The sequence below is a fragment of the Pseudomonas helmanticensis genome, from assembly GCF_900182985.1.
Lineage (GTDB): Bacteria > Pseudomonadota > Gammaproteobacteria > Pseudomonadales > Pseudomonadaceae > Aquipseudomonas > Aquipseudomonas helmanticensis.
Map to the genome: position 1 here is coordinate 2449527 of NZ_FXUY01000001.1, position 25643 is coordinate 2475169.

The window sequence follows — 25643 nt, forward strand, 5'->3', positions numbered from 1 at the left end:
ACCGTGATGCCGCTGGATGGATCAGGCCGGTCTCCGGGCTCATGAGCGGCGTTGGCCTGACTGCGCGCCTTCCCGCTGTTGAGCAGTGGCATTCGACGCAGTGTTCACTCATTTACCGTTGCGGGGGCAGCGCCGGGATCGTGGCCAGTCTTCGCTTGAAGACAACCCTCACCGGCTTCCCTGTTTCACTCTGTCGACGTCGGTCACAGAGCACCTGAAACAAGCCGCGAAGGTTAGAGGGTTGGGGGTGGAGCGTCAATTAAAGAGGGGGCCGGCGGGCGAATAACTGCCGCCGATCAATTAACTGGCGCCAATCTTGTGCCACACTGATACAAATGATATCAAAGAGCCATGCTTTTCTCGAAAAAGCCCATCACAACAATAAGGATGATTACGATGCAAGGCATGATCATCAGCAACCCGCGCCTGGAATTCCTGCGCCCGATGCTTGAACGCTGGTTTGACTGTATCGACCGCTACAACGCCGTGCGCGGCGACAGCGACACGCCTTACTGGCACGACGAGAAAGCCAATCTCGGATTGCTCTCGGCAGCGGCATGGATGGCCGAGTTGGTCACCCTCACCGACACCGCCACGCGCAAACAGAACGAAGAAGGCGAGCGCAATGCCCGCGCCGATCTGTTTATCGCCGGCGCCGAAGATCGTGCCTACATTCAGGCCACCCAGCGCTGGCCTCGAGTGAACAATCTCAACCTGACCCAAGCCTTGCTGGACATCACCAGCGACGCCAAACGCATCAGCTTCGCCAGTGACCTGAAACTCGGCTGCCTGTTCGTCGCCCCGCAAAAAGCCCAGCACAGCGCCAGCCCCGAAGAGCTGCAGGACATGGTCGACGATCTGCAAAAGGAACATACCTGCGCCGTCGCCTGGTATTTCCCCTACGCCTACCGCAAGTTGCGCAGCGAGGCCGGCAATTATCACCCGGGCATCGCCGTGCTGTTCAAGGAAGCCCGCGGCTGAGCAGTTGAACCATCGGGCTTGCGTCCTCCTCTATGATTAGGAATGCATTCATAGGGAAGATCAGCAATGCGCAAGCCCCAGCTCGTTTTCGTCATCGCCCTCGCCGGAGGGCTCGCCGCCTGCGGTGAATCCTCCAGCCTGCAAGTCTCCGACGGCACCGGCCCGTCACCGAAACTGCCCGAACCGAACAAGACTCTGATCCCGACGGTGAACATCGCCCCGGCAATCGGCTGGCCCCAGGGCGGCAAACCGACAGCGGCGGCCGGCACCCAAGTCGCGGCCTTTGCCGAAGGTCTTGATCACCCGCGCTGGCTCTATGTGCTGCCCAACGGCGACGTGCTGGTTGCGGAAACCAATGCCCCGCCGAAACCTGACGACAGCAGCGGTATTCGTGGCTGGGTCATGAAGAAGGTCATGGGCAAGGCCGGCGCCGGCGTGCCAAGCCCGAACCGCATCACCCTGCTGCGCGATGCCGACCACGATGGCGTGGCCGAGACGCGCACAGTGTTTTTGCAAAACCTCAATTCACCATTCGGCATGACCCTGGTCGGCAATGATCTGTATGTCGCCGATACCGATCGCTTGCTGCGCTTTCACTATGAAAACGGCGCGACCGAGATCAAGTCGCAACCGATCAAGGTTACCGACCTGCCCGGCGGCACGATCAACCATCACTGGACCAAAAACGTTATCGCCAGCAAGGACGGCAGCAAGCTGTACGTGACGGTTGGTTCGAACAGCAACGTCGGCGAGAACGGCCTGGATAAAGAAGAAGGTCGCGCGGCGATCTGGGAAGTCGATCGGGCGACCGGCAATCACCGGATCTTTGCTTCAGGCATCCGCAACCCCAACGGCCTGGCGTGGGAACCCACCAGCGGCGCGCTGTGGACGGCGGTCAATGAACGTGACGAAATCGGCAGCGACCTGGTGCCGGACTACATCACCTCAGTCAAGGACGGGGCTTTCTATGGCTGGCCGTTCAGCTATTACGGCCAACATGTCGATGTGCGCGTGTCGCCACAGAATCTGGATCTGGTGGCCAAGGCGATCGCCCCGGATTACGCGATTGGCCCGCATACCGCTTCTCTCGGCCTGACATTCGCCGAGGGTAATACCTTGCCGGCACAATTCAAGGAAGGCGCCTTCATCGGCCAGCATGGCTCGTGGAACCGTAAACCGCACAGCGGTTACAAAGTGATTTTCGTGCCGTTTACCGGTGGCAAACCAAATGGCACACCGGTGGACGTGCTGACCGGGTTCCTCGACAAGGACGAAAACGCGCTGGGCCGGCCGGTGGGCGTGGTGATCGATCAGCAAGGTGGTTTGCTGGTGGCGGACGATGTTGGCAACAAGGTTTGGCGAGTGTCTGCCGCGAAATAACTTTCGCTGCGTACATACAATTGTAGGAGTGAGCCTGCTCGCGATAGCGTCGTATCAGTCATCATTGACTGAACGACCGCTATCGCGAGCAGGCTCGCTCCTACATGGGATTGTGGGCGACTTGGGTTACGGGTTATGCGCCAGATGCTCAGGCTGGAGCACCCGCTTGGCACTCAGATAAGCCTTCTGCCAATACGCCTTCGACAGGCTATCAAGCTTGACCGTGCCGCCCGTCGCCGGCGCATGCACGAAGCGCCCTTCGCCAACATAAATCCCTGCATGACTGACCTGCGAGCCGCCATTGGTGGCGAAGAAGATCAGGTCGCCGGTCTGCAAGCCTTCCTTGCCGACATTCGGTGCCTGCATCACGATCAGCTCACGCGTCGAACGCGGCAGGGAGATACCGGCTGCGTCGCGGTAAACAAAACCGATCAGGCCACTGCAATCAAATCCCGAATCCGGCGTGTTACCGCCCCAGCGATAAGGCGTGCCGACCAGGCCCAGCGCGCGAAACAGTACGTCTTCAGCGGCGGGTGAAAAGGATTGTGAGGGGCCGAATACCATAGGCGCTCGGGCAACCGGCGCAGGCGGTGGTGTGCGACTGGCGCAAGCGCTGAGCAGCGCTGCACAGAGCATCAATGTGAGGCGGGCCGACATCGTCATAAGCAGAACATCCTGATCTGGCTGCGGCTTTCTCTGCCGGATGGACAGAAAACAAAACCGCCTGCGGAGCACGCAGGCGGTTTGCCATCAATATAGATTCAGGATTCTAGCGGCTATACGACAAACTTCAAGTAAGACTTTAACTTCACCTTGTAAAGTATAGGTCTACTCCGTTGCCGACAGCCTGATTGTCGCCGCGAGCGCAGCGACAACAGGGGGAATTACTTGCGAGCGGTGACTACGGTCGGAGCGTTTGCGAGTGCACGCTTGGCTTCGATGAAAGTCTTGCTCCAGTAGCTGTCACCCAGGCTGTCGATGCGTACACCGCCGCTGCGACGACTGCTGGAGTGAATGAACTGGTTGTCACCCAGGTAGATCCCGGCGTGACTGACACGACCGCGACGACCATTGGTGGCGAAGAACAACAGGTCGCCCGGCTCAAGGTTGCTGCGCGAAACCAGCGGCGCATCCACATTGATCATTTCGCGGGTGGAGCGTGGCAGGTTCATGCCGGCTTCTTCGCGAAACAGGTAACCGATGAAACCACTGCAATCGAAACCGGCTTCGGAGGTACCGCCGAAACGGTAACGGGTACCGATCAGGGACATGCCGCGTTCGAGGATGCTGTCGGCCAGAACAGGAAGCTGATAAGGCTTGCTGCCATTGAATTCGTTGAGTTCTTTTTCGGTATCCAGCTCTTCCTGATAAATAACGGAAGACTGGGCCGTGGCGGAATTTTTAACCTGCTGAGACTGCTCTTGAACTGGAGAATGAGCAGCGCAACCAAACAACAGGGTGACGAGTGCGAGAGGCACGAGGGGTGCGAAGCGCTTTAGCATGGGCACGACCGTGGCTGATAGTTGTAAAGAAGCCGAGACTATGCCCGCTATCGACCTCATTTGCAAATTCAATCGATCTTTTTGTGACTTCTCGGTTTCTCGTTTACATCTAAGCGCTTAAGCCCATTTGAGTCGATACGCGGCCTGCACAGCGTGCAGGAAAGCGGATTTTCTGGCGCCTGAAATATGCCGAAACCTGCTGAAAGCCCCGGAATAAAAGGGATGGCTACCAGCCGAGGGTTTCTTTGAGGAAGGGAATTGTCAGCTTGCGTTGCGCCTGTAAAGAGGCCTGATCGAGCTGTTCAAGCAGATCGAACAGCGCACTCATGCTGCGAGTGCCGCGAGTCAAAATAAAATGTCCGACTTCATCGGTCAGGTGCAGACCACGACGTGATGCGCGCAATTGCAAGGCTCGCAATTTGTCTTCATCGGAAAGCGGGCGCATCTGGAAAATCAGCGCCATGGTCAGGCGGGATTTCAAGTCAGCCAGTTTCACCGGCAGTTCACGCGGCGAAGTCGAGGCGGCAATCAGCAAGCGGCGACCGCTGTCACGCAGGCGGTTGAACAGATGAAACATCGCCTCTTCCCAGTCAGCCTTGCCGGCAATCACCTGCAAGTCATCCAGGCAAACCAGTTCGTACTGTTCAAGGTTATCGAGGATTTCGACGCCGCGATCCATCAACTCGGCCAATGGCAGGTAAACCGCCGGCTCACCCATCTGCTCGAAACGCAAGCAAGCCGCCTGCAACAGATGCGTGCGCCCTACGCCGTGTTTGCCCCACAGATAGATCAGGCTTTCGGTCCAGCCGGCGTCGGCTTCGCAAAGGCGCTCGACATAGCCGAGTGCAGCGGCATTGGCGCCTGGGTAGTAGTTGATGAAGGTGGCGTCGTCACGCAGACGCACACCTAGGGGCAGCTGAATCGGTTTCATGCTGACTGAACAGTTCTCAAGGAACCGTTAGTGGCCTCTGTGTAAAGTTGGCGAAGTTTATACCCGTGAAGCTGAGCGCACAATGCGACAGAGTCCAAGCAAAATCAAAGGTTTGCGTTAACACACTGGTTTTATGACAGATTCTTTGGCACATCCGGGCAGCAAATGCCTGCATGAGCCGGGCCAACCCGACTATTCGCCGGGTCGCCCTCGCCATTACAACTCCGGTTCGTCGACGCCACTATAAATCTCGGAGTCCTTGTACAAGTCGTGCACATGGCGCACCAGCACCATGATGACCGCCGCCACCGGCAGCGCCAGCAGGACACCGGTGAAGCCGAACAACTCGCCGCCCGCCAGAATCGCGAAGATCACCGCCACCGGGTGCAGACCGATGCGGTCGCCCACCAGCAATGGCGTCAGGACCATGCCTTCCAGCGCCTGACCGACCATGAATACCGCAACGATGCCGAACATTGGATAAAGATCGCCACCGAACTGGAACAGCCCGGCAACCAGTGCCGCGCCGATGCCGATCACAAACCCCATGTACGGCACGATCGCCGCCAGACCGGCGATCAAGCCGATCAACAGACCCAGCTCGAGACCAACGATCATCAGACCGGCCGCATAAATCACACCCAACGCCAGCATCACCAGCAACTGCCCGCGAACGAACGCCCCCAGCACTTCATGACACTCACCGGCCAGGGCGACCACGCGTTCTTCGCGATCACGCGGCAGCAGGCTGCGGATCTTCGCCATCATCACGTCCCAATCGCGCAGCAAGTAGAAACTTACTACCGGGATCAACACCAGATTCGCCAACCAGCCGATCAGCGCCAGGCTCGACGCCGTGGCCTGGCTCAGCACCACACTGACGATGTCGGTGGTCTGGCCCATGTGCTCACTGATCGCCGCCTTGACCTTGTCGAACTTCCAGAAGCCATCCGACAACCCCAGCTTCGCCTGCGCCCACGGCAGTGCGGTGTGCTGCAGCCAATCGAGCATTTGCGGCGCCAGTTCGTACAAACGCAGCAACTGCTTCGCGAGCATCGGTACCAGCACCAGCAACAGCGCCGTGACGATCAGGGTGAACAAGGCAAATACCGCGATCACGCCCCAGGTGCGCGACAGACCGAGCCTTTCCAGTCGATCCACCAGCGGATCGAACAGATAAGCCAGCAGCAACGCCACCAGGAACGGCGTGAGGATCGGGTGCAGCAACCAGACAAACGCGCAAAGCAGGATTACCCCACCGAGCCAGAACCAACGCCGCGTATCGGCCATGTACCACTCCTGTTGCTTCTATATAAGGAAAGACTTACCAGCGAAACCGCAAGGACGGTGCCGCCGGTGTCGGAGCCGCAGCCGCGACCGGTGCCGCACCTGCAACCGCAGCCTGTGGCGCTGCCACCGGAGCTGGCACCTCAGGCGGCAGTTCCTGCAACTTCGCCAGCGACAACTGCGCGCGCATTTGATCGGCGCTGCCATTGACCCGATACACGATGCGATCGCCATCGACACTTTGCAGACGCACGCCGAACGGTTCGAGTAACCGCAACAGCGTCGCGTAATGCTCAAGATTCATGCCCTGCACTTCCAGCGTCTGTTGCCCCGTAGCACCGGGCTTGGCGACAAAACGCGGCGCGAGGCGCTCAGCCACTGCCAGCATCACCGCATCCGCCACGGCAGCCTGATCGGCGCCCTGCACGCTGCCGGCTTCTTTTTGGTCGCCGAGCCACAAATGCCATTTGGCCTGCCATTGTCCGCCCTCTTCGCGCGCATGCACCGCCAACAGGGCATCGGCGTTATAGCGCTCGGACGCGCCGCGCAAGGGTGCCGGATCAGTGCCTTCCAGCGCCGGCGCGGTGGCGACCAGTTGTTCACTCAAATCCGCCAACGGCAAACGCAACGGCAAGCCACGGTGTTGCGCAGCGGCACGTAACGGAGCGGCAGCCGCCTGACCATCGCCGACCAGGCTTGAGCCTTCAGTCGAGTCATTCAGCCACCAGCTGAGGATCGACGGCCGACTGGCGCCCCACATCGACAGCCCGGCACGACGCAACGCCTGCTCGGTGGTCGACGGATCGAAATCGACCTTCAACACCTCCGGCGGCCCGGCATCGAAACCGAATTGACTGATGATTTGCTGCGGATCCTTGCGAATCGCCGCCAGCCCCGGGTTCTGCGGGGCTTTCGGGTCGCCGGTCAGGCGCAGAATCAGCGTATCCAGCGCCGCCTGAGTGGCGCGATCGCGCTCTTCCGGCGCCTGACCGTTGACCGGCTCGCGTACTTGATAAAGGCCTTTGAGGTTTTCGGCGTGACTCGCCAGGCTGACCAGAGACAAACAACCCACAAACAACAATTTACACAAACGCATGGAGAATTCCCGTCGACAGGAGCGGCTGGAACAGGCCGCGTGAACCGGTTGAGCAAGGCTGTGACACTCGGCCGTTGCAAAACATTCACACGGCAACGGTAAGTTTTTGCACAGTGATAACGATAGACGGTTAATTGCCACACCTTATACAGGCACCCACGCCGCTCAATTGCAAAAAAATTCCGCTGATATGGCCCTGCCCGTCGGTGCGAGGATGGCCGCTGCCCCTCAAGCCTGATAAAATCGCGCGCCTTCGCAGACCGGCAACAGCCGGGCACCTCGAAACTCGCGTGAGGCCATTGCCCTCTCGATTTCGAAGTTCCCGCTGAACTCGGTCGTTACCCCTGAATCCCCTCCCCTAAAGGCCTGGATCATGAGCAAGCAACCCTCCCTGAGCTACAAGGACGCCGGTGTAGACATCGACGCCGGTGAAGCATTGGTCGAACGCATCAAGAGCGTCGCCAAGCGCACTGCGCGCCCGGAAGTCATGGGCGGCCTGGGCGGTTTCGGCGCCCTCTGCGAAATCCCGGCCGGCTACAAGCAGCCTGTGCTGGTTTCCGGCACCGACGGCGTCGGCACCAAGCTGCGTCTGGCGCTGAACCTGAACAAGCACGACAGCATCGGCATCGACCTGGTTGCCATGTGCGTCAACGACCTCGTGGTGTGCGGCGCCGAGCCACTGTTCTTCCTCGACTACTACGCCACCGGCAAACTCAATGTCGAGACCGCGACCCAAGTGGTCACCGGCATCGGCGCTGGCTGCGAACTGTCGGGTTGCTCGCTGGTTGGCGGCGAAACCGCTGAAATGCCTGGCATGTACGAAGGCGAAGACTACGACCTGGCCGGCTTCTGCGTCGGCGTCGTGGAAAAAGCTGAAATCATCGACGGCTCGAAAGTCGCCACCGGTGACGCGCTGATCGCGCTGCCATCGTCCGGCCCGCACTCGAACGGCTACTCGCTGATCCGCAAGATCATCGAAGTGTCCGGCGCCGACATCGAAAACATCCAGCTCGACGGCAAACCGCTGACCGACCTGCTGATGGCCCCGACCCGCATCTACGTGAAGCCGCTGCTCAAGCTGATCAAAGACACCGGCGCCGTCAAAGCCATGGCCCACATCACCGGTGGTGGCCTGCTCGACAACATCCCGCGCGTACTGCCAAAAGGCGCTCAGGCCGTGGTTGACGTGGCTAGCTGGACTCGCCCTGCCGTATTCGATTGGCTGCAAGAGAAAGGCAACGTTGACGAAACCGAGATGCACCGCGTACTGAACTGCGGCGTCGGCATGGTTATCTGCGTGGCTCAGGAGCACGTTGAAGTAGCCCTGAACACTCTGCGTGACGCTGGCGAACAGCCTTGGGTCATCGGCCAGATCGCTGCGGCCGCCGAAGGTGCCGCTCAGGTTGATCTGCAGAACCTTAAGGCTCATTAATGTCCGCAACCTGTGATGTCGTGGTGCTGTTGTCCGGCACCGGCAGTAACTTGCAGGCTTTGATCGACAGCACGCGGACCGGCGACAGCCCGGTTCGCATCGCTGCGGTGATTTCCAACCGCGCCGACGCCTACGGCCTGCAACGCGCCAGTGATGCGGGTATCGCTACTCGCTCGCTGGATCACAAGGCATTCGAAGGTCGCGAGGCCTTCGATGCTGCTCTGATCGAACTGATCGACGAATTCAATCCGAAACTTGTGGTGCTGGCCGGCTTCATGCGCATTCTCAGCGCTGATTTCGTTCGTCACTACCAAGGGCGCCTGCTCAATATCCACCCGTCGCTGCTGCCCAAATACAAAGGGTTACACACTCATCAGCGCGCGCTGGAAGCCGGCGACACCGAGCACGGCTGCTCCGTGCACTTCGTCACCGAGGAACTCGATGGCGGACCACTGGTCGTACAGGCAGTATTACCGGTAGAGTTGCACGACACGCCGCACAGTCTCGCGCAGCGAGTTCACGTTCAGGAACACCTGATCTATCCGATGGCAGTACGCTGGTTCGCCGAAGGCAGACTGGCACTCGGTGAGCAAGGTGCTTTACTGGATGGCCAGTTACTCGCGGCCAGCGGCCACTTGATTCGAAACTAGGAGATATTATGCGTCGCGCCCTGCTCTTCGCTTGCGCTCTGCTCGCCCTGCCATTCGCGCAGGCAGCGGACCTTCAACCGTTCTCCGCCAGCTACACCGCCGACTGGAAGCAGTTGCCCATGAGCGGCACCGCCGAGCGCAGCCTGGTCAAGGAAGCCAACGGCGTCTGGAAGCTCAGCTTCAAGGCCTCGATGATGATCGCCAGCCTGACTGAAGAAAGCACCCTGACCCTGGACAAAGACACCCTGCTGCCGCAGTCCTACCACTTCGAACGTGGCGGTCTGGGCAAAGCCAAGAAGGCTGATCTGGATTTCGACTGGAACAGCAAGATGGTCACCGGCACCGACCGTGGCGACGCGGTGAAGATCCCGCTGAACCGTGGCATGGTCGACAAATCCACTTACCAGCTGGCCCTGCAACATGATGTGGCAGCCGGCAAAAAGACCATGAGCTATCAAGTGGTCGATGATGGCGAAGTCGATACCTATGACTTCCGCGTGCTGGGTTCGGAAAAAGTCGAGACCAAGGCTGGCAAGATCGACGCAATCAAGGTCGAGCGCGTACGCGACCCGACACAAAGCAAGCGCATCACCGTCCTCTGGTTCGCCAAGGATTGGGATTACCTGCTGGTTCGCCTGCAACAGGTTGAAACCGACGGCAAGGAGTACAACATCATGCTCCAGGACGGCACGGTCAACGGCAAAACCGTTAAGGGCAGCTGATCCGCGCAAGAACAAAGAGCCCCGCAAATGCGGGGCTTTTTTGTGCCCCTGCAGGAGCTGCGGCACGCTGCGATCTTTTGATCCTGATCTTTAAAATCAACATCACAGATCGCAGCCTCGTTTCACTCGACAGCTCCTACAGGGATGTATTCAGACCGAGAATTTGGCGACCATGTTGTTCAGGTCCACCGCCAGCCGCGACAACTCCTGACTCGCGGCACTGGTCTGATTGGCCCCCGCCGAAGTCTGCATCGCCAGATCGCGAATATTCATCAGATTGCGATCCACCTCGCGCGCCACCGCTGCCTGCTCTTCCGAAGCACTGGCGATGACCAGATTGCGCTCGTTGATCAAGGTAAACGCCGAGGCAATTTCCTCCAATGCCGTACCGGCGGCCTTGGCCAGCTCCAGTGTCGAACGCGCGCGCGCATTGCTCTGCTGCATCGAACTGACTGCCGAATCGGTGCCCTGCTGAATGCCGCCAATCATCTGCTCGATCTCCTGCGTCGACTGCTGCGTGCGATGCGCCAGCGCGCGCACCTCATCCGCCACCACCGCAAACCCGCGCCCGGCATCACCGGCCCGCGCCGCTTCAATCGCCGCATTCAGCGCCAGCAGATTGGTCTGCTCGGCAATCGAGCGAATCACATCCAGTACCTTGCTGATGCCGTGAACCTTCTGCGCCAGATCTTCTACCTGCGAGGCATTGTTGGTTACGTCTTCAGCAAGAAACTCGATCGACGAAACGGTCTGCTGCACCTGTTCGCGACCCTGTTGGGCGATGCGATCGGATTCACGCGAAGCCTCGGAAGTCGCCACCGCATTGCTGGCCACCTCCTCCACCGCCGCGGTCATCTGATTCACCGCCGTGGCTGCTTGCTCGATTTCCAGACTCTGCTGATGCAACCCGCGCGTCGCGTCTTCGGTGACGCAACTGAGCTCCTCGGACGCCGAAGCCAATTGGCTGGAAGACTCGGAAATTTGTCGAATCGTGTCACGCAGGTTGTGCTGCATGCTCTTCAGCGCGTGCAGCAGTCGCGCCGGCTCATCCTTGCCGCTGATATTGATATCGCCGGTCAGATCACCACCCGCCACCACCTCGGCCACGCCCAACGATTGCGCCAGCGGCAGCACGATGCTGCGGGTCAGCAACAGCGCCAGGCCAATGGTGATCAGTGCAGTAACAGCGATCATCACGCCAACCCACACCCGCGAATTGATAAACACCAGTCGCGCTGCCTCTGTCGCCAGGCTGGCATTGTGTTTGTTCAGCTCGACCAGCGCTTTCAGGGTCACCGCCATATCGTCGGCCAGCGGGCTCATCTGCCCATTGAGAATGGTCGCGGCCTCCTCGACACGGTTTTGCGCGGACAGTTGCATGACTTGCGCCTGGAACTCCAGATACTGGTGCTCAGCGACCTTGAAGCGGTCGAACAGCTTGCGCTCTTCGGGCAGCACGATCAGCACGTCATAGCGCTGCTGGGCTTCACTCAGCACACCGCGCAGCTCATCGAGCTTGGCGACATTCTGTTCAAGCGCCTGTGGATCGCGATTGAGCAACAAACGCATGGTCAACGCGCGCAAACGCAGCATGTCCTGACTCATCTCACCGACCGCCATCACGCTCGGCAGCCAGTTGTTGTCGACCTCATCGGACTGCGCGCGCATGTTGGACATCTGCAGCAAAGCGAACGCCCCGAGGGCAAACACCATCAACGCCAACAGGCCAAAACCGAGGCCGGCGCGCGGGGCAATATTGAGACTACGGATACTCATTGCTCTGGTTCCTTCCAAAAGCGCTGCATCAACCCTGCAGCTGGTTGCTCTAGAAGGTATCGGCCCGGCGAAAAATTGCGTAAGACAAAAACGCGATATCAAAAGGCCTTGATCCTTCCAACCGACGGCATTAACGATTCAGCGTGCTTTTGCCGGACTTGAGCTCTGTTCGCGGCAAGATCGCCAGGAAGTTATCGCGAGCCACCCTGCGGGCGACATCTTCCGGCAATGCATCGAGAAATGGCTTGAAGCTGCGCATTTCCTCACCGAGTTTGTTGAATCGTCCTACCACGTCAGAGCCGAGCATGAAGCGCTGCGGGTATTTCTCGACCAGCGCCAGCCATTCCGGGCGTGGCTGGCCCTGCTCATCCAGCAAATATGGCGTGAGCATGCTCCACGACAAATCAACATACAGATTCGGGTAGGCCTCAAGCATGCGCGTCAGCGTTGGCAGCAAGAATTTCAGTTGGGTCTGATGCCGATGAATTTCGGCGCTGGTCCCGGCATGCGCCCAGATGAAGCGCGTGTGCGGGTGATTACGCAGTGGCTCTTCGATTTCCTTCAGGTACAGCGGATTTTTCTCACGCTTGGAAGTGATGTTGGAATGCAGCATCACCGGCAGGTCGTTTTCCGCCGCCAAATGATAGATTTTGGTCATTGCCTCGTTATTGGCGCGCGGCGTGTCGCCGGACGTCAGCGCGGAGAGGTCGTCATGCCGGGTGAACACCTCGCCGATGCCCTGCCATAGCCCTGGATACAGATCGAGCATGCGCTGGATGTGCGCGGCGGAGTTCTTGTCGTTAGGATTGAAGCCCGACAGGAAGGGATGAAAGTACGGGCGCTGCTCGGGCGACAACTTTTGCACCGCATCGGCGACGATCACATCGGTTGCACTGTACCAATAGGCATCGGCGTCGTCCCCGGCGTAATAGCGCGGACGCTTGGGTTCGTCTTCGTGCCATTTCTTCGCCACCGGAATACCGGAAATCATCACATGCTCGACGGAGCTTTCCTGCATGGCTGTAAGCAATTTCGCCATGCCGGCAGTTTCCTGGAAAAAATCCACATAATGCAGATGCGCATCGCTGTAGTTGTATTCGCGGGCGGTGGCGTTGCCGGCAAAGGCCAGCAGGCAGGCGAGACTCAAACGATACAGGGACACAAGTAATCTCCGGCAAGTAGGCATAGCCTAGACCGCGCCCTGACGACAAGGGTTCATCCCGCAGGAAAGTGGAACGCGTACCAGTGGGAATGCTCTATAACTGCAAGGTCTTTGTTGATCGAACGACTTTTCCTACTGCCTGTGAGGTTCCCATGACTGTTACCGTCAATACCGTCTCCGCTGAAGGTTTTCGTCACACCGTACAGATTGATGACCACGAATTGTTTGCCGACGTGCCGAAATCCGCCGGCGGCGAAGGCTCAGCCCCTGAGCCGCATGACTACTTCGACGCGGCGCTCGGTGCCTGCAAGGCGCTGACCCTGAAAATGTACGCGAAGAAGAAAGACATCCCGCTGACCGGCGTCGGTGTCGACGTCAAACGTGACAACAGCGAAGAGCAGAAAGGCAAATACGTCCTGCACGTCACCCTCACCCTCAAAGGCGTACTCACTGACGCCCAGCGTGAGGAGTTGTTGCGCGTCGCCGACCGCTGCCCGATCCACAAACTGATGACCACCAGTGAAGTGACCATCGAAACCCACGCCCCGCAGGGTTTCGATAGCCAGTAACCCTCCTGATGCCAGCGGCGGGTTATGCTTCTGGCATCGCCCGCTCAGTCTGGAATGCACCATGGACACGCAACCTCTGATCATCCGCCCGCGCGCCGAAGACGTCGAAGGCCAGCCCATTCTGCGCCCGTTGCCGTCAGCCAAATGCCGCAGCGTCGGGCCTTTCGTGTTTTTTGATCACATGCTCGAGACGGTGTATCCGACGGGCAAAGGCATGAACATCCGACAACACCCGCACATCGGTCTGTCGACGCTCACCTATCTGTTTCAAGGGCAGCTCCTGCACAAGGACAGCCTCGGCTCCGATCAGGTGGTCGGCGCTGGCGATGTCAGCTGGATGACCGCCGGCAGCGCGATTGCTCATGTCGAGCGCACGCCTGAGCCGTTGTGGGATCAGAGCTTCACGATGCACGGTTTGCAGATCTGGCTGGCGTCGCCCAAGGATCATGAACAAGGCCCCGGGCATTACAGCCATCACCCGGCGGCGACGTTGCCGGTCAGCGATAACCTTGGCGTACAGATCCGCATGATTGCCGGGTCAGGCTTTTGCCTGGAATCGCCGGTGCCGGTGCTTTCGCCGACGTTGTATGCCGAAGTGCAGATGCAAACGGCAACCACCCTGCTGATTCCGACCGAGCATGAAGAGCGGGCGGTGTATGTGCTGAGCGGAGATGCGCAGTTGAACGGCGAGCCGATTGAGCCACATGCGCTCGTAGTGCTGCCGGCCGGGGAAGAGCTGAGCCTCTTCGCCGATAGTGATGTGCACGCCGTGGTGTTTGGCGGCGCACCATTGGAGGGGCCTCGGCGGATCAACTGGAATTTTGTCGCGAGCGATCCGGCGGCGATCGATGAAGCGCGGCGCAAATGGGCGGCCGGGGATTGGCCGACGGTGCCAGGGGAAGTCGAGCGGATTGAATTGCCGCGCTGAAAAGCACCCTCACCCCAGCCCTCTCCCAGAGGGAGAGGGAGCCGACCGAGGTGTCTGGGGTAATACATCGACCTGAAAAATCTTGGCGATTATGGATTCAGCACAGCCCTTTCAGGTCGGCGTAACCCTCAAGCATCCCCCAATCAGTCCCTTCTCCCTCCGGGAGAGGGTTAGGGTGAGGGGCTTTTCGCTTTTCAGCCCTTGAACACTTCATCCAGCAAATCATGCATCGACTTGAACGCGCGCTTGGCGGTCTTCTCGTCATACATCATCTTGCCCGGCACATTGGCATGCGGATCAGTAAACGAGTGCACTGCACCGCCGTAGCTCAGCAACTGCCAATCGACCTTCGCCGCGTTCATCTCGTCTTCAAACGCCGGTAGCTGCTCTTTCGGCACCAACGGGTCGGAAGCACCGTGCAAGACCAATACCGAACCCTTGATGTTCTGCGCATCGGCCGGATTCGGCGAGTCCAGCGTACCGTGGAACGATATCGCCGCCTTCACCGACGCACCGGTGCGCGCCAGATCCAGTGCACAGCAGCCGCCGAAGCAGAAACCGAACACCGCCAGTTTCGAGGTATCGACCGCCGCTTCGCCCTGAGCCTGCAATTGCTCGAACGCCGTCTGCATACGCTTGCGCAACAGCGCGCGGTCGTTCTTCAACGGCATCATAGCCGCACCGGCTTGATCACCGTTCTGCGGACGCACGGCCTGACCGTAGACATCAGCGATCAACACCACGTAGCCCTTGGCCGCCACCGATTTGGCGATTTCTTCGGCACCGGCGCTGACGCCCATCCAGTTCGGCGCCATCAACAAACCCGGACGCGCGCCTTTGTGTTCGGCGTCGAACGCCAGACGCCCTTCATAAGGTTGGCCGTCAATCTGATAGACCACGGAACGTACAGTGACTTGGCTCATTTCTGACTCCTGATTTGTTAAACACCAGAATGAAAAAACCCGCCGAAGCGGGTTTTTCCTCAACTTGGTTAAACCGACAGTTCAACCAGCAGCTTGTTCAGACGGCGCACATACGCGGCCGGATCCTTCAAGCTGTCGCCGGCAGCCAGGGCTGCCTGATCGAAGAGGATGTGCGACAGGTCGCCAAAACGCTCTTCGCTCTGCTCGCCATCGAGTTTCTCGATCAGCGGGTGGCTTGGGTTGAATTCGAAGATCGGCTTCGAATCCGGCACTTTCTGCCCGCTGGCTTCGAGGATCTGACGCATTTGCAGACCCAGATCCTGCTCGCCGATGGCCAGGATGGCCGGCGAGTCGGTCAGACGATGCGATACGCGGACTTCAGCCACGGAATCGCCCAGTGCGGCTTTCAGACGCTCAACCAGACCTTCTTTGGACTTGGCGACTTCTTCTGCGGCTTTCTTGTCCTCTTCCGAGTCCAGGTTGCCCAGATCGAGATCACCGCGTGCTACGTCGACAAAGCTCTTGCCGTCGAACTCGCTGAGGTAGCTCATCAGCCACTCGTCGATGCGGTCGGTCAGCAGCAACACTTCGATGCCTTTCTTGCGGAAGACTTCCAGGTGCGGGCTGTTCTTGACCTGCGCGTAGGTTTCGCCGGTGAGGTAGTAGATCTTGTCCTGACCTTCCTTGGCGCGTGCCAGGTAGTCGGCCAGACCGACGATCTGCTCGCCGTCGTCGCCATTGGTCGATGCAAAACGCAGCAGACCGGCAATTTTCTCTTTGTTGGCGAAGTCTTCTGCCGGGCCTTCTTTCATGACCTGACCGAAGTTCTTCCAGAAACCTTTGTATTGCTCAGGCTCGTTTTTCGCCAGTTTTTCCAGCATGTCGAGCACGCGCTTGGTCAGCGCGGTTTTCATCGAATCGATGATCGGGTCTTTCTGCAGGATTTCACGCGACACGTTCAGCGACAGGTCGTTGGAGTCAACCACACCTTTGATGAAGCGCAGGTAAAGCGGCAGGAAGGACTCAGCCTGATCCATGACGAACACGCGCTGCACGTACAGCTTCAGGCCTTTCGGCGCTTCACGCTGGTACAGGTCGAACGGTGCACGGGCCGGCACGTAGAGCAGCGAGCTGTATTCGAGCTTGCCTTCGACTTTGTTGTGGCTCCAGGCCAGCGGGTTTTCAAAGTCGTGGGCGATGTGTTTGTAGAACTCCTGGTATTCCTCGTCCTTCACTTCAGTGCGAGGGCGAGTCCACAGGGCGCTGGCGCGGTTGACGGTTTCCCATTCAACGGCCGGAGTCTCCTCGCCTTCAGCGGCAGCCGCTTCTTTCGGCAGCTCGATCGGCAAAGCGATGTGGTCGGAGTACTTCTTGATGATATTGCGCAGACGCCAGCCATCAGCGAACTCGTCTTCCGCCGCTTTCAGGTGCAGGACGATGCGGGTGCCGCGTTCTGGCTTGTCGATGTTCGCAACTTCGAACTCGCCCTCGCCTTTCGACGACCAGTGCACGCCTTCGCTGGCTGGGGTGCCGGCGCGACGGGAGTACACGTCAACCTGGTCGGCAACGATGAAGGCAGAGTAGAAACCGACACCGAACTGGCCGATCAGGTGCGAATCTTTCTTCTGATCACCCGAGAGGTTTTTCATGAAATCGGCGGTGCCGGATTTGGCGATGGTCCCCAGGTGGGCGATCACATCGTCACGGTTCATGCCGATACCGTTGTCTTCGAGGGTGACGGTCTTGGCGTCCTTGTCGAAGCTCACACGGATTTTCAGATCAGCGCCACCTTCGAGCAACTCTGGCTTGGCCAGGGCTTCGAAGCGCAGCTTGTCGACAGCGTCAGAGGCGTTCGAGATCAATTCGCGAAGGAAGATTTCCTTGTTGGAATACAGCGAATGGATCATGAGGTGCAGCAGCTGCTTTACCTCGGTCTGGAAGCCCAGGGTTTCCTTTTGAGTTTCCACACTCATGGTCATCAAACTCCAATCAGATGGCAGTGGCCGCGACCCAAATGGTCGGCGGCGGGTTGTCTTGTGAGTTTGGGGCGCTGTTCAGGATTTCAAGGGCTCATCGATTTTGAAGTGTGCTCGGGCGGTGGCAATCGGTTCGCTTTCGGTACTTTGCCAGGCCGTGACGGCGACGTTGGCCACTCGCCGACCCTGGCGACACACCTGACATTTGGCCCAGGTGTCGCGAAACTGCCCGGCGCGCAGGTAATCGAGGGAGAAGTCGATAATCTTCGGCACGCCGGGTGCGCCGGTGAAGATCAACAGATGCAGCGCGGCTGCCAGCTCCATGAACCCGGCAATCACTCCGCCATGGATCGCCGGCAGTAAAGGGTTACCAATGTTGTCCTTGTTCGCTGGCAGCTTGAACAGCAGTTCATCGCCAACGCGCGAACACTCGATGCCGATCAGCCCGGCATAAGGGATCAACTGCAACAGCGGCGCATAGTCGCCCTGCGCGTGAGCCTTGAGCAATTGCGCTTTCAGGTCATCGCTCATTGGCCTTCTCCCTTGATTGCGCCGCCAAAACCTTTGGCGCCCTTAAGGCCTTTGCCCATGCGCATGAACGTACCGACAACATGGGCGATCGGCTGCTCAGGATCGTCCTGATAAGCAAAACCACGGGCGAAAATCACGTCAGTAGTCACCCGATAGCACTGAGCGAAGCCGTACACGTCCTTATTCGGTTCAGCGGCGTGCATGTAGTCGATGCGCAGATCGAGGGTCGGACAAACCTCGAATTCCGGCAGCACGCATAGGGTCGACATCCCGCAGGCGGTGTCCATCAGCGAAGTAATTGCCCCGCCATGGATGACACCGGTCTGCGGGTTGCCAACGATTTTCGCGCTGTACGGCAAGATCACCGTCAGCCCCTCCGTGGAGGCGCTATGCACCTGCAAACCGAGGACCTGACAGTGGCGCAACGCCGACAGAAATCGCGTCGCACGCTCAAAAACGGGGTTTTCGGCCATTTGATAATTACTCTCGTTATAGCCTGTTGCCAGTAGTAAGGAATAGCGCAAAAGTTCCGCTACCGAACAAAACTATATATCTGAAAGAAATGAGGAACTTAACCTTCAGCGCCAGGCTCTTAAGGCCAGTAGTTATTTTCCATAAGGAGAAACACCCCATGCGTAAGACTTTAGCTATTGCCTTGATGTTGACCGCTTCCCTCGGTCTCGCTGCCTGCGATAAAAAATCCGAGGACAAAGCTCAAGATGCCAACCAACATGCTGAACAAGCTCAGCAAGACATGAACAAAGCTCAGGATAAAGTGAACGACGCTGCGAAAGAAAACGCCGAAGCTGCCAAAGCTCAGGCTGAATCGAACGCTGCTGCGCAAGACGAAGCTGCGAAGAAGCAATAATCCGCTTTTTTGCTGCAGAAAAAAGAAAACCCGCCAAGTGCGGGTTTTCTTTTGTCTGGGATTTAACGCCAGCGTCGCCTTAGAGCAACACAGTTCTAAAAGTCGGACTAATCATCAACAACAACGAACACACTAAGCCGACGAACCAGACCAGGCTGCGCAACGACGGCTGATCCGCCAGGTAAAGCCACAAGTAGAGAATCCGTGCGATCACAAAGATGATCGCCAATGTATCGATCAACCAGCCCGCCGTTTGCGTGGTATGCGCCATCAGCACACCCACCGCAAACAAGATAAATGCCTCGATGCTGTTCTGATGCGCCGCCAGTGCTCGCGCGCCGTAACCGGTCAGTTGCGCCTGTTGCTGGCGCGGCAAGTGATTGTTGTAACCGCCCTGCTCTTTCATCGCCTTGGCCACGGGCATACGCGCGACGTAGATCAGCAACGCACTAATAAACACACACCAGAACGGAATACTCATCAAGCAGCCTCTTTGTTCGCCTCGGGAATGGGCGCCTCTGTAGGGGTATAGACCATGACATCGAGAACGTCGGAATGAAACTCGCGTCGGTACAACACCAAGACCACACCGGCGCTCATTAACATGAATAACCACGGGCTGACGAACCACGCCAGCATGGTCATGCCGAAGTAGTAGGAACGCAGGCCGAAGTTGAACTGGTTGGCCGCCATCGAAATCACTCGCGCCGCCCGTGCAGCGAACGCTTTGCGCTCCTGCTCGGAGACATGGCGCTCACCGATCATCGGCGCCGAGCCGACCAGCACCGCCGCGAAGTTGTACTGGCGCATGCACCAGCTGAAGGTGAAGAACGCGTAGACGAACACCATCGCCAGGCACAACAGCTTGATCTCCGACATGCCTTGCGAGGCCTGTTGCACCATCGGGATGTCCGCGAGCAACGACACCGCGCGCTCCGACGCACCGAGCACGGTGAGAATACCGGCGAGGATGATCAGCGTGCTCGAGGCAAAAAACGAGGCGTTGCGTTCAAGATTGCCGATCACGCTGGCGTCGGCGATACGGTTGTCGCGCAGCAGCATGCGGCGCATCCAGTCTTCGCGGTACAGGTGCAACACGCTGGCCAGGCACGCGGTGTCACGGCCCTTCCACGAGGCATAACGGGTGTAACCGCCCCAGCAGATGACAAACCAGCACGCGGCGAGCAGGTGGATCAGGTTGGCTTGGATGAACGACATGCAATTCCTTGTGAATATAGATGCTGTACCTGCAGGAGTGAGCCTGCTCGCGATAGCGGTGTGTCAGTCACCATTGAAGTTGCCTGACACACCGCTATCGCGAGCAGGCTCACTCCTACATAAAAGCTGTGCAGTGCTTCGACGTTAGCGTAAGGAAAAAGACACTGCCTGACGCGCATAAAAAATGCCCCGTATCGATTGATACGGGGCATTTCTGTTTAAGCGTTGAAGACCCGCTTTTGGCGGGTCAGGCAACGTCAGGCAACTGCTTCGCTGCGTTTGCCCAGCAGACGATCGCACACGACCGCGACCACCAGGGTCATCACGCATGGCACCAGCCACGCCAGGCCCTGCTCGCTCAGCGGCAGGTGCGACAGCTGCGCTGGCATCCAGTCAGCCAGACCAGCGCCTTTCAGCGCGTCGATGCTGCCGAACACGAATGACACCAGCATCACCGGACCGAGGATGCGCCCGTGTTCATGCCAGAAGTCTTTGCAGAAGCTCAGCGCGACCAGAACGATGCATGGCGGGTAAATCGCCGTCAGTACTGGAATCGAGAATGCGATCAGCTTGGTCAGGCCCAGGTTGGACACCAGCAGCGAGAACGCCGCCAGGATGATCACCAGGGTCTTGTACGACAGCGGCAGGACGCGGCTGAAATACTCGGCACAGGCGCAGGTCAGGCCCACGGCTGTTACCAGACACGCCAGCGAGATCAGCACCGCGAGGAAACCGCTGCCCAGCGAACCGAAGGTGTGCTGAACATAAGCGTGCAATACCGCCGCGCCGTTGGTTGCACCGACGGCCACTTCGTGACTCCCGGAACCGAGACGGAACAGGCTGACGTACACCAGGGCCAGACCGACGCCGGCGATCAGACCAGCGATGATCGCGTAACGGGTGATCAGTTTCGGCGACTCGACGCCACGCGAACGGATCGCGTTGACGATGACGATGCCGAACACCAGTGCGCCCAGAGTATCCATGGTTAGGTAACCATTGATGAAACCTTGGGAGAACGGTGCCGCGACGTATTCCGGCGTGCCGTGACCAATGTCACCCGCCGGCAAGGCGAATGCAGCGATACCCAGCACTGCCAGCGCGATGATCTTCAGCGGCGCGAGGAAACGGCCGACGGTGTCCAGCAAACGCCCAGGGTATAGCGAGATGAAGAACACCAGCAGGAAGTACACCGAGCTGTAGAGGAACAGCGCCAGCGGGCTTTCACCGGTCAGCGGCGCCAAGCCCACTTCAAACGAAACGGTGGCGGTACGCGGGGTGGCGAACAACGGCCCAACCGCGAGGTAGCACGCAGCCGCGAGAATACCGCCGGCAACCTTGCCGATCGGGCTGCTCAGCGCGTCCATCGCCCCACCGACCTTGGCCAGCGCAACGACGGTGATCACCGGCAGACCCACTGCGGTGATCAGGAAGCCTAGCGCGGCCATCCAGACATGAGGTCCGGCCTGCAAGCCAACGATAGGCGGGAAGATGATGTTGCCAGCCCCAACGAACAGGGCAAATGTCATAAAGCCAAGTGCCAGGATGTCCTGACCTTTCAAAACTTTCATTAAGGTAATACCACACTACTGAATCGGAATTTAGAGGGGGATTGCCCTGTGTAATTAGGGAAATGCTGTCGATCCGTATGGGACTGACCCTTAAAGCGCGTTGCATGCCTTGTGGGCGGCAGACGCAAAAATGGCTGCTAGCCTAACTAATTTGACGTGTAAACGCACTGTTAGAGGGCGAACTATCCGATACGCGACGTTTCCGTGTCGCGTTTACGTATCTATTTTTCGTTGGTACGGCAAAGATCAAAAGATCGCAGCCTTCGGCAGCTCCTACATGAGGATGAAAGTATTCCCATGTAGGAGCTGCCGAAGGCTCGGGCCGCGATCGGACGATCTTTTGATCTTCCAAATTGCAGAAACGACAAAGGCCACCCGAAGGTGGCCTTTGTTAGGTAAAGCGTCAGCTAAGCGCGAGGCTTACTTGACAGCCCAACCAGTCAGCTCGGCCAGGGCCTTGCCGATGTCTGCCAGCGAACGCACGGTTTTAACGCCTGCGTCTTGCAGAGCAGCGAATTTCTCGTCTGCAGTGCCTTTGCCGCCAGAGATGATTGCGCCAGCATGGCCCATGCGCTTGCCCGGAGGAGCAGTCACACCAGCGATGTAGGAAACAACCGGCTTGGTCACATGTGCCTTGATGTAGGCAGCCGCTTCTTCTTCAGCCGAACCGCCGATCTCACCGATCATCACGATCGCTTCGGTCTTCGGGTCTTCCTGGAACAGCTTCAGGATGTCGATGAAGTTCGAACCCGGGATCGGGTCACCACCGATGCCGACGCAAGTCGACTGACCGAAACCGGCGTCAGTAGTCTGCTTCACAGCTTCGTAGGTCAGGGTGCCGGAACGCGAAACGATACCGACCTTGCCTGGCAAGTGAATGTGACCTGGCATGATGCCGATCTTGCATTCGCCTGGGGTGATCACGCCTGGGCAGTTAGGGCCGATCAGGACAATGCCCAGATCGTCGCAAACTACTTTGGCATCCAGCATGTCCAGGGTAGGAATGCCTTCGGTGATGCAGACGATCAGCTTGATGCCGCCGAAAGCAGCTTCCAGGATCGAATCTTTGCAGAAAGGAGCCGGAACGTAGATAACGGAGGCGGTAGCGCCAGTGGCCGCTACTGCGTCTTTAACGGTGTTGAACACTGGCAGACCCAGGTGTTCGGTACCGCCCTTGCCAGGAGTAACGCCACCTACCATCTTGGTGCCGTATTCGATGGCTTGCTGGGTGTGGAAACTACCTTGCGAACCGGTAATACCCTGGCAGATAACTTTGGTGTCTTTATTGATCAGGACGCTCATTATTTGCCCTCCGCAGCTTTGACAACTTGTTGAGCAGCGTCGGTCAGGCTGGTAGCAGCGATGATGTTCAAACCGCTTTCTGCCAGTACTTTAGCGCCCAGCTCAGCGTTGTTGCCTTCAAGGCGAACAACAACCGGGATTTTCACGCCGACTTCTTTCACAGCGCCGATGATGCCTTCGGCAATCATGTCGCAGCGAACGATGCCGCCGAAGATGTTGACCAGTACTGCAGCGACGTTGGTGTCGGACAGGATGATCTTGAACGCTTCAGTTACGCGTTCTTTGGTAGCGCCACCACCTACGTCGAGGAAGTTGGCTGGCTTGCCGCCATGCAGGTTGACGATGTCCATGGTACCCATGGCCAGGCCAGCACCGTTGACCATGCAGCCGATGTTGCCTTCCAGTGCCACGTAGTTCAGTTCGAACTTGGCAGCGTGCGCTTCGCGCGGATCGTCTTGCGACGGATCGTGGAAAGTCTTCAGCTTAGGCTGACGGTACATTGCGTTGGCGTCGATGTTGATCTTGGCGTCCAGGCAGTGCAGATCGCCGTCAGCCTTGATCACCAGCGGGTTCACTTCCAGCAGAGCCAGGTCGTGATCCTTGAACAGCTTGGCCAGACCTACGAAGATCTTGGCGAACTGAGCAACCTGCTTGCCTTCCAGACCCAGCTGGAATGCCAGCTCGCGACCCTGGAATGGCTGAGCGCCAACCAGTGGATCGATAGTGGCTTTCAGAATTTTTTCTGGAGTGTCGTGAGCGATTTTCTCGATGTCCACGCCACCTTCGGTGGAAGCCATGAACACGATACGACGGCTCGAACGGTCAACGACAGCGCCCAGGTACAGCTCTTTAGCGATATCAGTGCACGATTCAACCAGGATCTTGGTGACTGGCTGGCCATTGGCGTCAGTCTGGTAAGTCACCAGACGCTTGCCCAGCCACTGCTGTGCGAAGGCTTTGGCGTCTTCTTTGCTGCGAACCAGCTTGACGCCGCCCGCTTTACCGCGACCACCAGCGTGGACCTGGGCTTTGACAACCCACTCACTGCCGCCGATTTTGTCGCAAGCTTCTGCTGCTGCTTCCGGGGTGTCTACTGCGTAACCAGTGGAAACTGGCAGGCCGTATTCAGCGAACAGCTGCTTACCCTGATACTCGTGAAGATTCATGCTTTTTACCGTCTTCGTTAGGTACTGCGCATTCGGCGCTGCGCTCGTTTGAGTGCCGCGCCACCTGTGACTGCTGCTTGCGTAGCTGAGCTACGCAAGGCTGCGTCCAGCGGACATTCCGCGGTGAGTCTTGCTCGCAAGGCTCACGACGGGCCGTTACCGCCGTGGTTTCTTATTGTCTGTTAACGCTTTTTGCGGTTGGCAATGTGGATGGCGCCGCCATTCACAGCCAGAGCAGCTTCGTGCAAGGCTTCAGACAGGGTCGGATGGGAGAAAACCATCATGCCCAGGTCTTCAGCGCTGGTGCCGAATTCCATACCGATCGCGCCCTGCTGAACCAGTTCTGCAGCGCTCGGACCAATCACGTGCACACCCAATACGCGGTCAGTCTTGGCATCAGCGATGACCTTGACGAAACCACCGGTATCGTTGGCGGCCATGGCACGGCCGGAAGCGGCGAACGGGAAGGTGCCGACGTTAACTTCAACGCCTTCAGCTTTCAAGGCCTGCTCGGTTTTGCCAACCCACGCGATTTCCGGGTGAGTATAAATAACCGAAGGGATCAGATCATAGTTCATCTGGGCTTTGTGGCCCTTGATGCGCTCGACAACCATGATGCCTTCTTCCGACGCTTTGTGAGCCAGCATCATGCCGCGAACCACGTCACCGATGGCGAAAACGCCCGGTACGGTGGTCGCGCAGTGATCGTCAACGTGCACGAAACCGCGCTCGTCGAGGGTCACGCCGCTGTCGGCAGCCAGCAGATCAGTGGTCACTGGACGGCGACCAACGGCTACGATCAGCTTGTCGAAAGTGATGGTCTGTTCGCCGTTGGCATCGGTGTAGTTCACAACGACTTCGTCGCCGTTCACTTTCGAGCCGGTCACGCGAGCGCCCAGTTTGATGTCCAGACCTTGTTTGGTGAGGGTTTTCAGCGCTTCCTTGGAAACAGCGGTGTCCGCTGCCATCAGGAAGGTGTCCAGCGCTTCCAGAACAACCACTTCCGAACCCAGACGCGACCACACCGAACCCAGTTCCAGACCGATCACGCCAGCGCCGATCACGCCCAGACGCTTAGGTACGGTCTGGAATTCCAGAGCGCCAGTCGAATCGACGATGACGTTCTGATCAACCGGAGCCGGTGGAATGTCGATCGGACGCGAACCTGGCGCCAGAATGACGTTTTCAGCTTCGATGATTTCAACCGAGCCGTCTGGCTTGGTGACTTCGACTTTCTTGCCAGCCAGCAGCTTGCCGTGGCCCTGGATCGAAGTAACGCCGTTGGCCTTGAACAGGGTGGCAACGCCGCCGGTCAGGTTCTTGACGATGCCAGCCTTGCGGCCAACCATCGCAGCGACGTCCATTTTGACTTCGCCGGTCGAGATACCGTGAACGTTGAAGCTTTCTTTCGCTTCCTTGTATTTCCAGGAGCTGTCGAGCAGCGCCTTGGAAGGAATGCAGCCCACGTTCAGGCAGGTGCCGCCCAGGGCTTGCTTGCCTTCTGCGTCGGTGTACTTCTCGATGCAGGCAGTGGTCAGACCCAGCTGCGCGGCCTTGATGGCAGCCACGTAGCCACCAGGGCCAGCACCGATCACTACTACGTCAAATTTCTGCGACATTCAAAAAATCCTCTTTAGCAATAAAGCTACAAGCCGCAAGCTACAAGCTCCCA

General features: G+C 58.5%; 25 protein-coding genes and 1 riboswitch. Of the genes, 8 read left to right on the plus strand and 17 right to left on the minus strand.

Translation table 11 applies throughout. The annotated features are described in order from the left end of the window. Nucleotides 1-7: 7 nt before the first annotated feature. A riboswitch (cobalamin riboswitch) is annotated at nt 8-233 on the minus strand. Nucleotides 234-396: 163 nt separating this feature from the next. Next, nucleotides 397-981 (plus strand): hypothetical protein, encoded by a 585-nt coding sequence (locus tag QOL84_RS10795; RefSeq protein WP_283437201.1) that lies wholly within the window; start codon nt 397-399, stop codon nt 979-981. A gap of 66 nt (nt 982-1047) precedes the next feature. Next, on the plus strand, nt 1048-2361 hold the full coding sequence (locus tag QOL84_RS10800) for a PQQ-dependent sugar dehydrogenase (protein ID WP_283437202.1): 1314 nt from the start codon (nt 1048-1050) through the stop codon (nt 2359-2361). A gap of 126 nt (nt 2362-2487) precedes the next feature. Here QOL84_RS10800 and QOL84_RS10805 read toward each other — a convergent pair whose 3' ends face one another. From QOL84_RS10805 to QOL84_RS10825, 5 genes are all read right to left on the minus strand, one after another. After that, a complete protein-coding gene (locus tag QOL84_RS10805; RefSeq protein ID WP_283437203.1) occupies nt 2488-3024 on the minus strand; it encodes a C40 family peptidase in 537 nt (178 codons plus the stop codon). A 221-nt stretch (nt 3025-3245) separates the two neighbouring features. Continuing rightward, a complete protein-coding gene (locus tag QOL84_RS10810) occupies nt 3246-3863 on the minus strand; it encodes a C40 family peptidase (protein ID WP_129391119.1) in 618 nt (205 codons plus the stop codon). A 226-nt stretch (nt 3864-4089) separates the two neighbouring features. Further along, nucleotides 4090-4794, minus strand: coding sequence for a DnaA regulatory inactivator Hda (gene hda / locus QOL84_RS10815; RefSeq protein ID WP_008082931.1), 705 nt, complete (start codon nt 4792-4794; stop codon nt 4090-4092). A gap of 216 nt (nt 4795-5010) precedes the next feature. Further along, a complete protein-coding gene (locus QOL84_RS10820; RefSeq protein ID WP_283437204.1) occupies nt 5011-6084 on the minus strand; it encodes an AI-2E family transporter in 1074 nt (357 codons plus the stop codon). Nucleotides 6085-6118: 34 nt separating this feature from the next. Further along, nucleotides 6119-7177, minus strand: coding sequence for a DUF2066 domain-containing protein (locus tag QOL84_RS10825; RefSeq protein WP_283437205.1), 1059 nt, complete (start codon nt 7175-7177; stop codon nt 6119-6121). 373 nt (nt 7178-7550) lie between these two features. Here QOL84_RS10825 and purM point away from each other — a divergent pair, with 373 nt between their 5' ends. Genes purM through QOL84_RS10840 form a run of 3 tightly spaced genes read left to right on the plus strand, consistent with a single transcriptional unit; the run spans nt 7551 to nt 9981 of the window. Beyond that, on the plus strand, nt 7551-8609 hold the full coding sequence (purM, locus tag QOL84_RS10830; protein WP_008082936.1) for a phosphoribosylformylglycinamidine cyclo-ligase: 1059 nt from the start codon (nt 7551-7553) through the stop codon (nt 8607-8609). Beyond that, nucleotides 8609-9259 (plus strand): phosphoribosylglycinamide formyltransferase, encoded by a 651-nt coding sequence (gene purN / locus QOL84_RS10835; protein WP_283437206.1) that lies wholly within the window; start codon nt 8609-8611, stop codon nt 9257-9259. Before purM ends, purN begins: the two co-directional genes overlap by 1 nt. 8 nt (nt 9260-9267) lie before the next feature. Then, on the plus strand, nt 9268-9981 hold the full coding sequence (locus QOL84_RS10840; RefSeq protein WP_129391104.1) for a DUF3108 domain-containing protein: 714 nt from the start codon (nt 9268-9270) through the stop codon (nt 9979-9981). Between the two features lie 150 nt (nt 9982-10131). On the opposite strand, the gene QOL84_RS10845 is transcribed toward QOL84_RS10840, so the two are convergent. Next, nucleotides 10132-11757, minus strand: coding sequence for a methyl-accepting chemotaxis protein (locus QOL84_RS10845; RefSeq protein ID WP_283437207.1), 1626 nt, complete (start codon nt 11755-11757; stop codon nt 10132-10134). Between the two features lie 130 nt (nt 11758-11887). Further along, nucleotides 11888-12943, minus strand: a complete 1056-nt coding sequence (locus QOL84_RS10850; RefSeq protein WP_400774667.1) for an amidohydrolase family protein — start codon at nt 12941-12943, stop codon at nt 11888-11890. Nucleotides 12944-13071: 128 nt separating this feature from the next. On the opposite strand from QOL84_RS10850, the gene QOL84_RS10855 reads away from it, so the two are divergent. Beyond that, nucleotides 13072-13488 (plus strand): OsmC family protein, encoded by a 417-nt coding sequence (locus QOL84_RS10855; RefSeq protein ID WP_008082948.1) that lies wholly within the window; start codon nt 13072-13074, stop codon nt 13486-13488. 61 nt (nt 13489-13549) lie between these two features. After that, the gene (locus QOL84_RS10860; RefSeq protein WP_283437209.1) at nt 13550-14416 is read left to right on the plus strand and encodes a pirin family protein; all 867 of its coding nucleotides are present in this window, start codon (nt 13550-13552) and stop codon (nt 14414-14416) included. Between the two features lie 194 nt (nt 14417-14610). Here QOL84_RS10860 and QOL84_RS10865 read toward each other — a convergent pair whose 3' ends face one another. The 4 genes from QOL84_RS10865 to QOL84_RS10880 all read right to left on the minus strand — a co-directional run bounded on the left by QOL84_RS10865 (nt 14611) and on the right by QOL84_RS10880 (nt 18319). After that, nucleotides 14611-15339: a dienelactone hydrolase family protein gene (locus QOL84_RS10865; RefSeq protein WP_283437210.1), complete on the minus strand. Its 729-nt coding sequence runs from the start codon at nt 15337-15339 to the stop codon at nt 14611-14613. A 68-nt stretch (nt 15340-15407) separates the two neighbouring features. After that, complete coding sequence (gene htpG, locus QOL84_RS10870; protein ID WP_129391089.1) at nt 15408-17312, minus strand: molecular chaperone HtpG; 1905 nt, start codon at nt 17310-17312, stop codon at nt 15408-15410. A gap of 81 nt (nt 17313-17393) precedes the next feature. Further along, complete coding sequence (locus QOL84_RS10875) at nt 17394-17846, minus strand: PaaI family thioesterase (protein WP_283437211.1); 453 nt, start codon at nt 17844-17846, stop codon at nt 17394-17396. Then, on the minus strand, nt 17843-18319 hold the full coding sequence (locus QOL84_RS10880; RefSeq protein ID WP_283437212.1) for a PaaI family thioesterase: 477 nt from the start codon (nt 18317-18319) through the stop codon (nt 17843-17845). Before QOL84_RS10880 ends, QOL84_RS10875 begins: the two co-directional genes overlap by 4 nt. 158 nt (nt 18320-18477) lie before the next feature. Here QOL84_RS10880 and QOL84_RS10885 point away from each other — a divergent pair, with 158 nt between their 5' ends. Then, complete coding sequence (locus QOL84_RS10885; protein WP_008082962.1) at nt 18478-18714, plus strand: hypothetical protein; 237 nt, start codon at nt 18478-18480, stop codon at nt 18712-18714. Nucleotides 18715-18793: 79 nt separating this feature from the next. On the opposite strand, the gene QOL84_RS10890 is transcribed toward QOL84_RS10885, so the two are convergent. The 6 genes from QOL84_RS10890 to lpdA all read right to left on the minus strand — a co-directional run bounded on the left by QOL84_RS10890 (nt 18794) and on the right by lpdA (nt 25590). Beyond that, nucleotides 18794-19195 carry an MAPEG family protein gene (locus QOL84_RS10890; RefSeq protein WP_129391081.1) on the minus strand — a complete coding sequence of 134 codons (402 nt, stop codon included), beginning with the start codon at nt 19193-19195 and terminating at the stop codon, nt 18794-18796. Then, nucleotides 19195-19932: a DUF599 domain-containing protein gene (locus tag QOL84_RS10895; protein WP_283437213.1), complete on the minus strand. Its 738-nt coding sequence runs from the start codon at nt 19930-19932 to the stop codon at nt 19195-19197. Before QOL84_RS10895 ends, QOL84_RS10890 begins: the two co-directional genes overlap by 1 nt. A 257-nt stretch (nt 19933-20189) precedes the next feature. Then, nucleotides 20190-21503 (minus strand): branched-chain amino acid transport system II carrier protein, encoded by a 1314-nt coding sequence (gene brnQ, locus QOL84_RS10900; RefSeq protein ID WP_283437214.1) that lies wholly within the window; start codon nt 21501-21503, stop codon nt 20190-20192. 420 nt (nt 21504-21923) lie between these two features. Continuing rightward, nucleotides 21924-22805 carry a succinate--CoA ligase subunit alpha gene (gene sucD / locus QOL84_RS10905; protein WP_158830677.1) on the minus strand — a complete coding sequence of 294 codons (882 nt, stop codon included), beginning with the start codon at nt 22803-22805 and terminating at the stop codon, nt 21924-21926. Beyond that, nucleotides 22805-23971 carry an ADP-forming succinate--CoA ligase subunit beta gene (gene sucC / locus QOL84_RS10910; protein WP_007919879.1) on the minus strand — a complete coding sequence of 389 codons (1167 nt, stop codon included), beginning with the start codon at nt 23969-23971 and terminating at the stop codon, nt 22805-22807. Before sucC ends, sucD begins: the two co-directional genes overlap by 1 nt. Nucleotides 23972-24153: 182 nt before the next feature. Next, nucleotides 24154-25590: a dihydrolipoyl dehydrogenase gene (lpdA, locus tag QOL84_RS10915; RefSeq protein WP_129391073.1), complete on the minus strand. Its 1437-nt coding sequence runs from the start codon at nt 25588-25590 to the stop codon at nt 24154-24156. Nucleotides 25591-25643 lie beyond the last annotated feature (53 nt).

What these genes read in the sequence shown, in the direction of transcription:
- QOL84_RS10855 (WP_008082948.1), top strand. Translation starts at nt 13,072, where the DNA reads ATGACTGTTACCGTCAATACCGTCTCCGCTGAAGGTTTTCGTCACACC.
- QOL84_RS10805 (WP_283437203.1), bottom strand. Translation starts at nt 3,024, where the DNA reads ATGACGATGTCGGCCCGCCTCACATTGATGCTCTGTGCAGCGCTGCTC.
- QOL84_RS10800 (WP_283437202.1), top strand. Translation starts at nt 1,048, where the DNA reads ATGCGCAAGCCCCAGCTCGTTTTCGTCATCGCCCTCGCCGGAGGGCTC.
- lpdA (WP_129391073.1), bottom strand. Translation starts at nt 25,590, where the DNA reads ATGTCGCAGAAATTTGACGTAGTAGTGATCGGTGCTGGCCCTGGTGGC.
- purM (WP_008082936.1), top strand. Translation starts at nt 7,551, where the DNA reads ATGAGCAAGCAACCCTCCCTGAGCTACAAGGACGCCGGTGTAGACATC.
- QOL84_RS10890 (WP_129391081.1), bottom strand. Translation starts at nt 19,195, where the DNA reads ATGAGTATTCCGTTCTGGTGTGTGTTTATTAGTGCGTTGCTGATCTAC.
- QOL84_RS10885 (WP_008082962.1), top strand. Translation starts at nt 18,478, where the DNA reads ATGCGTAAGACTTTAGCTATTGCCTTGATGTTGACCGCTTCCCTCGGT.
- sucD (WP_158830677.1), bottom strand. Translation starts at nt 22,805, where the DNA reads ATGAGCGTCCTGATCAATAAAGACACCAAAGTTATCTGCCAGGGTATT.
- QOL84_RS10895 (WP_283437213.1), bottom strand. Translation starts at nt 19,932, where the DNA reads ATGTCGTTCATCCAAGCCAACCTGATCCACCTGCTCGCCGCGTGCTGG.
- sucC (WP_007919879.1), bottom strand. Translation starts at nt 23,971, where the DNA reads ATGAATCTTCACGAGTATCAGGGTAAGCAGCTGTTCGCTGAATACGGC.
- QOL84_RS10795 (WP_283437201.1), top strand. Translation starts at nt 397, where the DNA reads ATGCAAGGCATGATCATCAGCAACCCGCGCCTGGAATTCCTGCGCCCG.
- QOL84_RS10840 (WP_129391104.1), top strand. Translation starts at nt 9,268, where the DNA reads ATGCGTCGCGCCCTGCTCTTCGCTTGCGCTCTGCTCGCCCTGCCATTC.
- purN (WP_283437206.1), top strand. Translation starts at nt 8,609, where the DNA reads ATGTCCGCAACCTGTGATGTCGTGGTGCTGTTGTCCGGCACCGGCAGT.
- QOL84_RS10845 (WP_283437207.1), bottom strand. Translation starts at nt 11,757, where the DNA reads ATGAGTATCCGTAGTCTCAATATTGCCCCGCGCGCCGGCCTCGGTTTT.
- QOL84_RS10820 (WP_283437204.1), bottom strand. Translation starts at nt 6,084, where the DNA reads ATGGCCGATACGCGGCGTTGGTTCTGGCTCGGTGGGGTAATCCTGCTT.
- QOL84_RS10875 (WP_283437211.1), bottom strand. Translation starts at nt 17,846, where the DNA reads ATGAGCGATGACCTGAAAGCGCAATTGCTCAAGGCTCACGCGCAGGGC.
- QOL84_RS10850 (WP_400774667.1), bottom strand. Translation starts at nt 12,943, where the DNA reads ATGCCTACTTGCCGGAGATTACTTGTGTCCCTGTATCGTTTGAGTCTC.
- hda (WP_008082931.1), bottom strand. Translation starts at nt 4,794, where the DNA reads ATGAAACCGATTCAGCTGCCCCTAGGTGTGCGTCTGCGTGACGACGCC.
- htpG (WP_129391089.1), bottom strand. Translation starts at nt 17,312, where the DNA reads ATGAGTGTGGAAACTCAAAAGGAAACCCTGGGCTTCCAGACCGAGGTA.
- QOL84_RS10865 (WP_283437210.1), bottom strand. Translation starts at nt 15,339, where the DNA reads ATGAGCCAAGTCACTGTACGTTCCGTGGTCTATCAGATTGACGGCCAA.
- QOL84_RS10880 (WP_283437212.1), bottom strand. Translation starts at nt 18,319, where the DNA reads ATGGCCGAAAACCCCGTTTTTGAGCGTGCGACGCGATTTCTGTCGGCG.
- QOL84_RS10810 (WP_129391119.1), bottom strand. Translation starts at nt 3,863, where the DNA reads ATGCTAAAGCGCTTCGCACCCCTCGTGCCTCTCGCACTCGTCACCCTG.
- QOL84_RS10825 (WP_283437205.1), bottom strand. Translation starts at nt 7,177, where the DNA reads ATGCGTTTGTGTAAATTGTTGTTTGTGGGTTGTTTGTCTCTGGTCAGC.
- QOL84_RS10860 (WP_283437209.1), top strand. Translation starts at nt 13,550, where the DNA reads ATGGACACGCAACCTCTGATCATCCGCCCGCGCGCCGAAGACGTCGAA.
- brnQ (WP_283437214.1), bottom strand. Translation starts at nt 21,503, where the DNA reads ATGAAAGTTTTGAAAGGTCAGGACATCCTGGCACTTGGCTTTATGACA.